We start from the raw sequence: 12,501 nt of genomic DNA on the forward strand, positions 1-12,501 counted from the left end.
TCAGCGTTATCCCTTTACGTCCAGCTTCGTGGCTTTGGATCCTTCAACCATGGTGAAACGGTATTCACGGCCTGCCTGCTTATCGAACTTGAATGTTCGACCGGCCAAAATGTGGTGCTTGGTAGCGGGCTGGCATTCCTGTTCATTCTTGACTGAACAGTCCTTGAACTCATCGATCACCACCACGGTGTTGCCGTTATTACGGATTCGGTACTGGCTGACGTCGTTCTCAATCACACTGTCGTAACGAGTATCTTTTGGACGTACGAAAAATACAGTGCCATACCCGGCCAGTACGTTGACCCCTGCCGACAGGCTCTTTTTGTAGTCTTCACGCTCTTCGACGGACACAGCAAACTCATCTTCCTTCTCCGGCACCACAGGCACGTAGCGCACGCGGAAGTAACGTTCTTTTTCACGCTCCCCCATGTACAACAACCGCGAACCCTGCATGCCGTTGGCCGGCACGATCAAGCGTGCGGGGCTGGCCATCAAGCCATTGCGGGAAGTGCCATCTGCCTGGTTCTCCAGTGGAATTTCCCGGGCCTTGCCATCGACGTCATAGATAATCTCGAGGATGTTGATCTTGACGAAAGCGGTGCTGTCACCACCGTTGAAAACACGTTTCAAGTAAGTACTTTTATCGCCATCCAGATAGTCGTAAACAACTCCGACATTGATTTGCGGCCCAGCCAGGGCTGCATGGGAAAACACAGAAAAACCAAAGAGTACCAACAGACGTTTCATGACATACCACCTCAATAAATTAACCCCCCGAATCGGATCCACCGACATGGGTTTAAACTTCCGAATCCCAGATCACCGTGACATCACCCGAGTATGTTTTTCTAACGCCCTCACTCAGCATCGACTCGACGTGTTCACGGGCAATTTCAAAGTGCAGGGTTCCCGGCTTGCGATCGAGATAAAAACCGGGTTGAAAAAGCTCCGTGCCACTGCCATCGAGTCGAAGGGGAAGACGATTGACTGATTGCCCTGAGGCATCTGTCAGGCCGTTGGGCAGGCTTACGCCCATTTGCAATGGCACAAGATCAGCAGATTTCGCCTCACGTAACGCGCAGGTGTTGCCGACGATGTATTGGCATTCAAGCCGCATCTTGAAGCGGCTGGATGTCGAGATAGTGAAGGTCTGATCACGGAACAAACGGACAGGTTTACGTCCCTGGTTCAACCAGCCTTGCCAACCTCCCTGGGGGACCAACTCGATTTGATTGCCTCCGGGTGGAACATCAACCTTCAGGGCGTGTTCCACGATCAGGGTAAAATCGAGTTGGATAATTGAATCCGTGGGAGCGACTATGTCGCCAAGGTCAAAATCGCCCCCAGGCATGATCGTGTATACCTGCGTACCTTCGTAGATCCCCGTCGACATTTTCAGCGGGTCCGGCGTACGCAGTTGATAGGTGAAATCCAGGTAGCGGTAACCTAAACTTGGAATGGGGAATTTGGCCTGTTTGCTACAAACCTGTTCTTCAGGCGTCAGCCAAAAAAAAGCGAAGCCGGTATAACCATAATAGGCATTGGGGCCGATACTTACACAGGGACTCGGTGCAGTTGCCCAATTGCTGCCCCACAACACCCTATGCCCTACCCTGTAATCAGTGGTACCTGTGAGTTCCATCACGCTATGGCTCAGGTCGTAAACACCGCCCATCCCGGCAATACGGACTTCTAACATGACCTCTTCGCCAGTTTCGCGGTGCCTCACTGACAAGTTGCGCCAGGCTGCAGGGGTCTTGATCATTGCCCCCGCGCGTATGTCAGCGTGATTGGCCTCAATAGGACCATTAAGTGGCACACCCCCCACGTGAGAGCGCAGACTGAATATATTGTGAGCCCTGCAGATGTTCGGATAGTCCCTACAGAACCCTTGATTGGGAGTTGTGTTCTTGAATTCGTTTTTCAGCGGGTTGCCCGGCTCAGGATTGAAGGTGGCCGTAATCGGCAGGACGATTGCTCCAGCCTTCATTGCCGAAACAGATAACCAGCAGCCAATCAAAATCGCCCTTGTCCTGAGCAATTGAAAGGCTGTCCAAAGATTCATCATTTTGCGATTCCAGATAGTCAGCAGTGTTTATTAACCGGCGTTTTGCACGGCTTCGGTGATATCCGCCAAGGTATCCGGCGTACAGTGCAAATCACCGATCATCAGCACATCGTTTTCACGTCGGGCGTTGTTCGGGTCGAGACGGAATTGGCAAAGCAACTGATTACCGGAACGCACTTCCAGCGTGGGTGAACCTGCATTCATTTCCATGGAGAAAAAGCCATCGACTTCGCTGACGCCACGACTGGCGTGGTTGATGATGTGATGGCCCTTGAGCGGCCTGCCCTGAGGGTCGACCAGGCGGCCGAGCACGGTGACGGTTTTGCTGACAGTGATCTTGCGGTACTCCACGCCACCCTCGTTCAGGTGATAGCTGGAACGGGCCGGCTGGATACTCGCCGCGGGCACATGATTGCCCTCGAAATCGAAGCTCACGGAACTGCTTTTGTAGGCGGTGATCGGCACAAAGTTGCGCCCCGGCTTGAGTAACGCACTGCCGCCGCTCAAATCATCGGCGCGTAGCGCGATATCTTCGATGTCCGACTCCACATCGATGATCATGCCAGCACCGTCGCGGTGATACTGGCTGGTCATGACCATCTTGCTCGCGCCGACGGCCACGGTGCTGTCCAGGTTCAAGCCACCGGTGAGGTCGTTGTTGAAAGAGGAGCGCTGTATGAATCCGTCTCCATTGACCAGGTCCGATTGCATGTTCGCCATGGCATTCAAACCGACGCCGTAGGTATCGGTAATGGCCGTGGCCGAGACACTTTGCAACAGGTGATCCTGAAGGTCTTTGCGATAGGTGATCGACGCGTTGTTATCCCGGCCACCTTCGCGGGCAGTACGGGTACCGATACTGCCGGAGATCTGCTCACCCGGGCCGCCAAGGGCGATGTTGACGCTCAGGTCGATGCCGCGATTCCTGTCATCACCCGAACTGAAACTGCCGGGCCGGTCGAACAGAGACAACCGCCAGTTAGCATCGCTGCCAAACAGTTGGGTGCGTTGGGTCCAGCCAAGATCAACGCCCGTGCCTTCGGTGTTGCCTTCGCTGTGGGACACCCGGGCATTGACCGAACTTTTGCTGGTCAGCCGATGATTGACAGACAGCGAGGAGTTACTGGTCTGACCGACGAACACATTGCGCTGCCGCACTCGCGTACCGTCCGGCAACGTGTCGTAGAGCCGGGTCGTGTCGAGCCAGCTGCGGTTGTGGCTGGCGACAATGCTGCCGCTGCCGTAGGAATAAAGCCCCTGCACGTCGAGGCCGGTGCCGTAGTCCTCGGTTTGGTAGACATTGGCATAGAGGCTGGCATTGTTGACGACCGCCCAGTCGACCGAGGTGCCGTATTGCAAGGCGTCACCCACCTGTCGCCCGCTCAGGCCCAGGATGACCCGTGGATGCAACAGGTAGTTGATCGCCGCACCGGCGGTCATGTCGCCGTCGTCCTGCTCGTCCCAGTTGCTTAGCACTTTGGATTCACGACCGGCGAACAGGTTGTAGCGCCAGCGCTCGTCGTGATTGCGCCAATTGCTGGGCTTGTAGACCAGTTCCTGGGTGCTGGAGGTAATCTGACCGTCTTCGATCAGGCGTACTTCCACTTCATAGATCCCTCCCGGCAACGGCCGGGTATCGAGGGTCTGCAACCCGGCGGGCACTGCCTGGGTGTTGATTAACAAACCATCACGGTAGATTTCCACCGAGCCTTGGCGATTGGCGGTGACGTAAATCGGATAGACCGCCGGTTTCAGATTATTGATGGCCAGACTGTCGGAGCTGCCGTACATGACGCCTAGCGCAGTGTCCGGACTGGTGCCAAAGGTACGCGGCTGTCGGGTCAACCCCTCGGACGAGGGTGTGAAAAGGCCAAGGCGCAGGAAGCTGCCCTCCAGTTCGCGCTGAGTGTAAAGCTCATTCACCGAGTGATAGAGCGTGTTGTCCATGCCGCCCAGTCGGGACAATTGCATATTGATCGCCTGAGTCCAGTTGCCCAGGCTGCTACTGGCCTCAAGACCATAACGCCCACCCAGATCCTGATTCTGGCCACCGTTGAGGTTCAGTTGATTGCGCACGATCAACCCGGTGCTGCCGCCTTCAGGCAGTGTGTAGTAACGCTGCGCCTGGTCGTCTCGCTCGGCATTTTCCGTGAGGATCGACACCAGCGAGTTTTCAAGGCTGTAGTGCACCGCCAACAGTTGCTCCGGGCACTTGGCCTGGCAGCCGCCCAGCGCTACCCCTTGTTTCAGATAGTTCGACCAGGTGTCGCGTTCACTGGCCTTGATCGTGCTGTCGCCGACATCGGCGAAGTCAACGAGGGTGATACGATCGTCGCGGGTTAGCACCACCATCGCCTCACCGAGAAATTGCTGGTCAAGTTCCACGCGCACCGCCAACGGCACATCAAAGAAGTGCTCTTCGAACTCGGTCGGCAGCCCCTTGGCCTGTGCCAGCAAACTTCGAGGGGTATGGCGGTTTTCCGCTGGCGCGGCCAGTGCATTTGCGCAAAAAAGCAAGGCAAGCGCCGTCGCGATGGGAGTCATCGGGAACATGAACGAAATACTCTGAAAATCAGTGCGTTAAAACCCGATCGACAGGTAGTGATTACCCATCGACCGGGAAGAATTACCAAATAAGGAAAGACCTTATTTCATAACCGTACTTACGGAGTGACGCGAGGAATTGCATCGAAAATCACAACCGGATTGGCCGTATAAAGACCTGTCTGAGTGGCTGTTGGCTTGGCTGCGGCAATCACCAGATCAGCCCGCATGCCCCCGTTGGACTCGGCATCGCCTACCACTTCTTCAGACGCGCCGGTCAAGGTTACGCCATTGAAGGTGTAGGTCAGCGCGATGTTGTTGGCACCATTGAACAGAGGTTGCGGACCACCTTCTACATAAGCGTTGACCGAGCCGTTGGTGTGCCGGACGTCATAAGCTGCACGCAACGGGCTCAAGGTGCCGTCGACCAGATTGTAGGCCATCGTTTCATCTTTACCGAAGTCAGGATTCACTGGTTGAGCGTGAAAAACCTTGCTTGGAATGGTGGCACTGATGTTGATTGAGCTACGAATTTCTTCTGCGGCAAACGCCATCGAAGAACTCAGAGCCAGAACAGCCAGGGGAGCAGCGAACGCGATTTTCTTGAACATCTTCAGTACCTGTCTTTTAAAAGGGTCGATGCAGTAAAAGCGACAACTGACTGGTGACCAGTCAAACGCCGAGATGGCGTTTTGTCTCAACTTTCAAAGCCAGCAAATCATCGAACATTTATTTTTAAAAGTAAGCAGGCAAGTTCCTTCCTTTGCGTAGCTGGAGTGCTATTCAAGCGGAAAGAAAAAACAATAAAAATCAAACACTCAGCTCAACAGCCGTCAGACTGAAACCACATACAGATTCTCTGGAAATCCCATACAGAGAGAACCAGCAGTGCAACTTCCGTAAGACTAATAGCACTGCCTTAATAAATAAAGGGGGAAACTAGTTAATTAGAGAGTTAGCACTAAAAACACCCGCTAGTGCAATAAGGAAATTGCCGCCTGCGCAGGATCGAGTCGTCACCAGGCGAGCACACGGCAAGCCTGGCAGATTCACATGGGTGTCGATCAGAGGGGTTGCAGGCAGCCTGCGCCGTTGGTCCGGGGTGCTTGCTTTCTCTTAAAGATATATCTTAAGTTATGTCTAAACACGACGAGAGAAAGCAAAAATGAGAGACCATCATTCCCACCGCGAACACTCCGACGGCCGCGACGGCTTCGAAAAACGCCCGGGTCCCGGCCGCGAACGCGGTGGCCGCGGGCCTCGGGTATTTGCCCCTGGCGACCTGAAGCTGCTGTTGCTGGCGTTGATCGCCGAACAGCCCTGCCACGGCTATGACCTGATCCGCCAGATCGAAAGCATGTTCGATGGCGCCTATAGCCCCAGCCCCGGGGTGATTTACCCGACCCTGACCTTCCTGGAAGAAAGCGAACTGATCCTGGGCGACGCCGACGGCGGCAAAAAACGCTACGCCATCACCGACGCCGGACGCCAGTCACTGGGCGAACAGGCGATTGCCCTGGACGGCGTGCGGATGCGCATTGAAGTCAGCAAGCGCTCGCTGCGCGGCCACGACCGCCCGGCCGAGATCCACGAGGCAGTGCACAACCTGCGCCATGCCCTGCAGATGCACCACGGTCGCTGGAGCCCGGAAGAAATCCTGCGGGTCCGCGACCTGCTCAACAACACCGCCAAGGCCATAGTCGATGGCCCGCAAGCACAATCGGTTCAGGAGAACGCGTAATGACTGAAGTGATCACCCAGACCATCCACCGCGTCATGCACGAAATCAAACGCCGCCGCCTGCAGGTACTGCGGGTAGTCGACCTGACGCCGCGCATGCGCCGGATCACCGTTGGCGGGCCGGAACTGGCCGGGTTCATCAGCCTGGGCACCGATGACCACGTGAAACTGCTGTTCCCGCAAAATGCCGAGGAACAGGCGGTCCTGGAAACACTCGAACTGGGGGCCAATAACGATCAGGGGCCAAAGCCGGCGATGCGCGACTACACCCCGCGCCGCTATGACCTGGACACCCTGGAGCTGGACATTGATTTCGTCCTGCACGGCGACGGCCCTGCATCGACCTGGGCGGCACAGGCGCAACCCGGCCAATTCCTGCACATTGCCGGGCCGCGCGGCTCGATGGTGGTGCCGGATATCTTCGACAGTTACCTGCTGATCGGCGACGAAACCGCCCTGCCCGCCATTGCTCGCCGCCTGGAAGGATTGGCCGCCAATCGCCGGGCACTGGTGCTGGTGGAGATCGAGAATGGCGCCGAGCAGCAAGTGCTCGACAGCCCGGCCGAGGTCGAGGTGATCTGGGTCTTGCGTGAAGGTGGCAAGGATCACCTGCTAACCACGGTGCAGCAACTGGCCCTGCCCGAGGGCCAGCTCTACGCCTGGATCGCCACCGAAGCCAAGGCGTCACGCCAGATCCGCCGGGTGCTGCTGGATGACAAAGGCCTGGATCAGCAATTCGTCAAAGCCGTAGGCTACTGGCAACTCGACGACAACGAACAGTAACGTCGCGAGCAAGCCCGCATCACACTGTGGGAGCGAGCTTGCTCGCGATGGGCGTCAACGATAACGCGCGCTCCCTGATTCCCCACGGCGGGCTCAGTTTTTTCGCGAGCAGGCTCGCGCCTACACACGTGATCCCCGTCGTGCGCGCCACCGATCCAACCCCAGCACCACCAACGCCACCACGACAAACCCCAGCAGGATCCCCGAGGCGTTGAGAAACACCTGGGGATAACCGAGCTTTTCCACATCGACAAAGGGATAAGGGTAAATCCCCAGCGAGCGCCCCCGCAGCAGGACATAGGCAAAGTACAGCAGCGGGTAGATCACCCACAGGCCGATATGCCCCAGGCGCAAGTGGCCCTTGGGCACACAGCGCCACCAATAGAGCACGAACAGCAGCGGCATCACGTCGTGCAGCAATTCGTCAGCAATCCACTGCCAGCCCTGCGGGTGCCACAGGTGGCGCAGCAACAGGCTGTAGGCCAGGCCGACCACGCTTATGCTGACCGCGATGCCGCTGCTGACCCACGGCTGCAACAGAAACGTCCGTCCGCGAGACTGCTGGCTCGTGGCTGCACTGGTCAGCACTGCGGCCACCAGGGTATTGGTCAGTACCGTGAAATAACTGAAGTAGCTCACCAGGCCGCCGAGCAAACTGGCCTCGACACTCCAGCGTCCATAAAACACCAGGTACAGCTGGATGCTCAGGCCCAGCCAACCGAGTACGGCAGCCAGGCGAATGCACTGGCGTTCGACGGGCGAACCTCGCGTCAGCTCGACAGCCATGGACATTCCTTAGAGCGGGCGTTTGGTGCGCATCAGCTTCACATAGAGCTTTTCGACCTTCTCGCGGGCCCAGGGGGTCTTGCGCAGGAAAGTCAGGCTCGACTTGATGCTCGGGTCGCTCTTGAAGCAGCGAATGTCGATACGCTCGGCCAGCCCCGACCATTCGTAGTGTTGAACCAGCGCATTGAGGATCTGTTCAAGCGTCACGCCATGCAGCGGGTCGGTGGTGTGTTCGGTCATGCCGGGCCTTTGAACCTAATCAGGATGGGAAGGCGCGCACCTTAGCCGAGGGGGACAGCGGGTGGAAGGATTCTGTGCGCTCTGGGGTAAATGTAGGTCACCTGACCGGCCGCGTACGACTGTTACCAAATCCGAAAGGAAGCATGTCGAGAAAAGCCCTTTCTCTATTTGTAACAGATCATTATCCTTACGCCCTTAAGCTGAAACGCTTCCGCTGCCGGCCGCAGCTCTTACCCGCGCAGCTCACTCCCTTAGAAAAAGACCCAGAATTTCTTCTTTATGCCTTACTTGCAGATCTTCCGAGACAGCGCTGTCTCAACACCGGCTGCGCGCCGTAAAACCCTGAACCTGATCGGCGGCTTCACCGCCCTGGGTCTTGCCAACTGCGTTCAGGCCGCCCCGGCGTTCGATAGCCAATCGCCGTGGATGCTCGGCGACTGGAACGGCACCCGCACTGAACTCGCGCAACAAGGCTACGACTTCAAGCTCGACTACACCGGCGAAATGGGCAGCAACCTGCACGGCGGCTACGACCACGATCGCACTGCGCGCTACAGCGACCAGTTCGGCCTGGGCACCCACCTGGACCTGCAAAAGATCCTCGGCTGGGACGACGCCGAGTTTCAACTGACCATCACCAAGCGCAGCGGCAACAATATCAGCAACGACCGGATCAACGATCCACGGGTCGGCGGCTTCACCTCGGCCCAGGAAGTCTGGGGCCGGGGCCAGACCACACGCCTGACGCAAATGTGGTACCAGCAGAAATTCCTCGACCAGAAACTCGATATCAAGGCCGGCCGGTTCGGCGAAGGCGAGGACTTCAACAGCTTCCCCTGCGACTTCCAGAACCTGGCGTTCTGCGGCTCCCAGGTCGGCAACTGGGCCGGTGGCATCTGGTACAACTGGCCGGTCAGCCAGTGGGCACTGCGGGTCAAGTACCACCTGAGCCCGGAGGTCTACGCGCAAATCGGCGCCTACGAGCAGAACCCGTCCAACCTGGACAAGGACAACGGCTTCAAGCTCAGCGGCAGTGGCACCCAGGGCACCGTGGTCCCGGTGGAACTGGTGTGGACCCCGAAATTCAATGGCCTGCCGGGTGAATACCGCGCCGGTTACTACTACAGCAGCGCCAAGGCCAGCGATGTCTACAAGGACAGCAATGGCCAGCCCGCCGCCCTCAGCGGCGAGGCTTATCGCAGCTCGTCGAGCAAACATGGGGTGTGGCTGGGTATCCAGCAGCAAGTGAGCAGCGTGGCCAGTGACAACTCGCGCGGCCTGAGCCTGTTCGCCAACGGCACGATGCACGACAAGAAGACCAACGCGATCGACAACTACGTGCAGGCCGGCCTGGTCTACAAAGGCCTGTTCGATGCCCGCGCCAAGGATGACATCGGCTTTGCCATGGCCCGCGTCCACGTCAACCCGGCCTATCGCAAGAATGCCGAGGCCAGCAACCAGGCCCGCGCGATGTTCGATTACGACAACCCGGCCTACCTGCCGCCGCAAGACACCGAATACAGCGCCGAACTCTATTACGGCGTGCACCTGACCAACTGGCTGACGGTACGTCCGAACCTGCAGTACATCCGCCATCCCGGTGGCGTGAACGATGTGGATGACGCGCTGATTGGCGGCATCAAGGTGCAGTCGTCGTTCTGACCCGAGCTACAAACCCTGTAGGAGCGAGTGCCCGCTTGCGGCCCGCTCGCGATGGATCCGAAAGCTACGCGGGGTGTCAGGCACCCACCGTCATCGTTCACGCCCATCGCGAGCAGGCTCGCTCCTACAGGGATCACCGTTTTTATCTGAACCACGCCCGCGCACGATCGTCATCTACAGTGAACTTGCGCAAGGCTACTTAAAACGTCACGGAGAATCGCACTATGAGCACTGAAGGTGCTTCAAGTCCAAGCCGCCTGATGCCGAGCCTGCTCGGCATCCTGCTGCTGCTAATGGGCCTGGCCTTGTTGGCCGGGGGGATCAAGCTGAGCATGCTTGGCGGCTCGTTGTACTACCTGCTGGCCGGTATCGGCCTGGTGCTGACCGGCATTCTGCTGCTGGCCGGCCGTCGTGCAGCCTTGGGCCTGTATGCACTGGTGCTGCTGGCCAGTACTGCGTGGTCGTTGTGGGAAGTTGGCCTGGACTGGTGGCAACTGGTGCCGCGGCTGTCGCTGTGGTTCGCCCTCGGCATCGTCCTGCTGCTGCCGTGGTTCCGCCGTCCGTTGCTGCGCCAGGGCCCTGCGCCGCTGGGCACCGCCGCCTTGAGCGTGGCCGTGGTCCTGGCCGGCGCCGCTGCGGTGGGCAGCCAGTTCACCAACCCGGGCGAAGTGCTCGGTGAGCTGGGGCGCGACAGTGCCGACACCACCAACACCGCACCGACCATGCCTGACGGCGACTGGCAGGCCTATGGCCGCACCGAGTTCGGTGACCGCTACTCGCCGCTCAAGCAGATCACCCCGGACAACGTCGGCCAGTTGCAGGAAGCCTGGCGCATCCGCACCGGCGACCTGCCAACCGCCGGCGACCCGGTGGAGCTGACCAACGAAAACACCCCGCTCAAGGTCAACGGCATGCTCTATGCCTGCACCGCCCACAGCAAGGTGTTGGCGCTGGACCCGGACACCGGCAAGGAAATCTGGCGCGTCGACCCGCAGATCAAGAGCCCGGTAGGCTTCAAGGGCTTCGCCCACATGACCTGCCGTGGCGTTTCCTACTATGACGAGAACGCCTACGCAGCCGCTGGCGCTTCTGCGACCGTGATCTCCGACGCCGGCAAGGCCGTGGCCCAGGCTTGCCCGCGCCGCCTGTACCTGCCGACCGCCGACGCCCGCCTGATTGCCCTGAACGCCGACACCGGCAAAGTCTGCGAAGGCTTCGGCAACCAGGGCGTGGTCGACCTGACCACCGGTATCGGCCCGTTCACCCCGGGCGGCTACTACGCCACCTCGCCAGCAGCCATCACCCGTGACCTGGTGATCATGGGCGGCCACGTTACCGACAACGAGTCGACCAACGAGCCGTCCGGCGTGATCCGCGCCTTCGACGTCCACGACGGTCACCTGGTGTGGAACTGGGACAGCAACAACCCGGACGCCACCGAGCCGTTGCCGGCGGGCGAACACTACAGCCGCAACTCGGCGAACATGTGGTCGCTGGCCAGCGTCGATGAAAAACTCGGCATGGTCTACCTGCCACTGGGCAACCAGACTCCAGACCAATGGGGCGCCGACCGCACCCCGGGCGCCGAGAAATACAGCGCCGGCCTGGTGGCCCTGGACCTGGCCACCGGCAAGGTGCGCTGGAACTACCAGTTCACCCACCACGACCTGTGGGACATGGACGTTGGCAGCCAGCCAACCCTGCTGGACATGAAAACCGCCGACGGTATCAAGCCGGCACTGATCGCGCCAACGAAGCAGGGCAGCCTGTACGTGCTGGACCGTCGCGACGGTACGCCGATCGTGCCGATTCGTGAGATCCCTGTGCCGCAAGGCGCGGTCCCGGGCGATCGCACCGCACCGACCCAGGCCCGTTCGGACCTCAACCTGCTGGCCCCGGAACTGACCGAAAAAGCCATGTGGGGCGCCAGTCCGTTCGACCAGATGCTGTGCCGCATCCAGTTCAAGGAACTGCGCTACGAAGGCCAATACACCCCGCCGTCGGAACAGGGCAGCCTGATCTACCCGGGTAACGTAGGTGTGTTCAACTGGGGCGGCGTGTCGGTCGATCCAGTGCGCCAGATGCTGTTCACCAGCCCGAACTACATGGCCTTCGTCTCGAAAATGGTGCCCCGCGCCCAAGTGGCGGCCGGCAGCAAGCGCGAGAGCGAAACCGCCGGGGTGCAACCGAACACCGGCGCACCTTACGCGGTGATCATGCACCCGTTCATGTCGCCGTTCGGCGTACCCTGCCAGGCTCCGGCCTGGGGCTACGTGGCTGGCATCGACCTGACCACCAGCAAAGTGGTGTGGAAACGCAAGAACGGCACCAGCCGCGACAGCTCGCCACTGCCTATCGGCCTGCCGATCGGCGTACCAAGCATGGGCGGCTCGATCGTCACTGCCGGCGGCGTCGGCTTCCTCAGCGGCACCCTGGACCAGTACCTGCGCGCCTATGACGTCAACACCGGCAAGGAACTGTGGAAATCCCGCCTGCCAGCCGGCGGCCAGGCCACGCCAATGACCTACACCGGCAAGGACGGCCAGCAATACGTCCTGCTGGTAGTGGGCGGCCATGGCTCCCTGGGCACCAAAATGGGCGATTACGTCATCGCCTACAAACTGCCGAAATAAGCTGCATCGGCCGTAACCAGAAGGCGACTACCGCAGGGTAGTCGC

At 59.3% G+C, this 12,501-nt stretch carries 10 protein-coding genes; 4 read left to right on the top strand and 6 right to left on the bottom strand.

The window, feature by feature from the left end; all coding sequences use genetic code 11:
• Positions 1–6 precede the first annotated feature (6 nt).
• The 4 genes from QMK50_RS08570 to QMK50_RS08585 all read right to left on the bottom strand — a co-directional run bounded on the left by QMK50_RS08570 (position 7) and on the right by QMK50_RS08585 (position 5,223).
• On the bottom strand, positions 7–747 hold the full coding sequence (locus QMK50_RS08570; RefSeq protein WP_159997767.1) for a molecular chaperone: 741 nt from the start codon (positions 745–747) through the stop codon (positions 7–9).
• 52 nt (positions 748–799) lie between these two features.
• Positions 800–2,068 carry a hypothetical protein gene (locus QMK50_RS08575; RefSeq protein WP_320332951.1) on the bottom strand — a complete coding sequence of 423 codons (1,269 nt, stop codon included), beginning with the start codon at positions 2,066–2,068 and terminating at the stop codon, positions 800–802.
• 30 nt (positions 2,069–2,098) lie between these two features.
• Positions 2,099–4,621, bottom strand: coding sequence for a TcfC E-set like domain-containing protein (locus tag QMK50_RS08580; RefSeq protein ID WP_320332952.1), 2,523 nt, complete (start codon positions 4,619–4,621; stop codon positions 2,099–2,101).
• 110 nt (positions 4,622–4,731) lie between these two features.
• Complete coding sequence (locus QMK50_RS08585) at positions 4,732–5,223, bottom strand: CS1 type fimbrial major subunit (RefSeq protein ID WP_320332953.1); 492 nt, start codon at positions 5,221–5,223, stop codon at positions 4,732–4,734.
• A 554-nt stretch (positions 5,224–5,777) separates the two neighbouring features.
• Between QMK50_RS08585 and QMK50_RS08590 the strand changes: the two genes are divergently transcribed.
• Both QMK50_RS08590 and QMK50_RS08595 read left to right on the top strand, forming a co-directional pair.
• Entirely contained in the window at positions 5,778–6,353 is a 576-nt protein-coding gene (locus tag QMK50_RS08590) for a PadR family transcriptional regulator (RefSeq protein WP_095165995.1), read from the top strand.
• Positions 6,353–7,135 carry a siderophore-interacting protein gene (locus tag QMK50_RS08595; RefSeq protein ID WP_320332954.1) on the top strand — a complete coding sequence of 261 codons (783 nt, stop codon included), beginning with the start codon at positions 6,353–6,355 and terminating at the stop codon, positions 7,133–7,135. Before QMK50_RS08590 ends, QMK50_RS08595 begins: the two co-directional genes overlap by 1 nt.
• A 120-nt stretch (positions 7,136–7,255) precedes the next feature.
• On the opposite strand, the gene QMK50_RS08600 is transcribed toward QMK50_RS08595, so the two are convergent.
• Positions 7,256–7,921 (bottom strand): Pr6Pr family membrane protein, encoded by a 666-nt coding sequence (locus tag QMK50_RS08600; RefSeq protein WP_320332955.1) that lies wholly within the window; start codon positions 7,919–7,921, stop codon positions 7,256–7,258.
• Between the two features lie 9 nt (positions 7,922–7,930).
• Positions 7,931–8,161: a VF530 family DNA-binding protein gene (locus tag QMK50_RS08605; protein ID WP_095166001.1), complete on the bottom strand. Its 231-nt coding sequence runs from the start codon at positions 8,159–8,161 to the stop codon at positions 7,931–7,933.
• A gap of 279 nt (positions 8,162–8,440) precedes the next feature.
• On the opposite strand from QMK50_RS08605, the gene QMK50_RS08610 reads away from it, so the two are divergent.
• Both QMK50_RS08610 and QMK50_RS08615 read left to right on the top strand, forming a co-directional pair.
• On the top strand, positions 8,441–9,823 hold the full coding sequence (locus QMK50_RS08610; protein ID WP_320332956.1) for a carbohydrate porin: 1,383 nt from the start codon (positions 8,441–8,443) through the stop codon (positions 9,821–9,823).
• Between the two features lie 224 nt (positions 9,824–10,047).
• Positions 10,048–12,456: a glucose/quinate/shikimate family membrane-bound PQQ-dependent dehydrogenase gene (locus QMK50_RS08615; protein ID WP_320332957.1), complete on the top strand. Its 2,409-nt coding sequence runs from the start codon at positions 10,048–10,050 to the stop codon at positions 12,454–12,456.
• The last annotated feature ends 45 nt before the right edge of the window (positions 12,457–12,501 follow it).

The organism is Pseudomonas sp. P5_152 (assembly GCF_033989915.1).
Classification (GTDB): domain Bacteria; phylum Pseudomonadota; class Gammaproteobacteria; order Pseudomonadales; family Pseudomonadaceae; genus Aquipseudomonas.

What these genes read in the sequence shown, in the direction of transcription:
- QMK50_RS08590 (WP_095165995.1), top strand. Translation starts at nt 5,778, where the DNA reads ATGAGAGACCATCATTCCCACCGCGAACACTCCGACGGCCGCGACGGC.
- QMK50_RS08595 (WP_320332954.1), top strand. Translation starts at nt 6,353, where the DNA reads ATGACTGAAGTGATCACCCAGACCATCCACCGCGTCATGCACGAAATC.
- QMK50_RS08570 (WP_159997767.1), bottom strand. Translation starts at nt 747, where the DNA reads ATGAAACGTCTGTTGGTACTCTTTGGTTTTTCTGTGTTTTCCCATGCA.
- QMK50_RS08585 (WP_320332953.1), bottom strand. Translation starts at nt 5,223, where the DNA reads ATGTTCAAGAAAATCGCGTTCGCTGCTCCCCTGGCTGTTCTGGCTCTG.
- QMK50_RS08615 (WP_320332957.1), top strand. Translation starts at nt 10,048, where the DNA reads ATGAGCACTGAAGGTGCTTCAAGTCCAAGCCGCCTGATGCCGAGCCTG.
- QMK50_RS08605 (WP_095166001.1), bottom strand. Translation starts at nt 8,161, where the DNA reads ATGACCGAACACACCACCGACCCGCTGCATGGCGTGACGCTTGAACAG.
- QMK50_RS08610 (WP_320332956.1), top strand. Translation starts at nt 8,441, where the DNA reads ATGCCTTACTTGCAGATCTTCCGAGACAGCGCTGTCTCAACACCGGCT.
- QMK50_RS08580 (WP_320332952.1), bottom strand. Translation starts at nt 4,621, where the DNA reads ATGTTCCCGATGACTCCCATCGCGACGGCGCTTGCCTTGCTTTTTTGC.
- QMK50_RS08600 (WP_320332955.1), bottom strand. Translation starts at nt 7,921, where the DNA reads ATGGCTGTCGAGCTGACGCGAGGTTCGCCCGTCGAACGCCAGTGCATT.
- QMK50_RS08575 (WP_320332951.1), bottom strand. Translation starts at nt 2,068, where the DNA reads ATGATGAATCTTTGGACAGCCTTTCAATTGCTCAGGACAAGGGCGATT.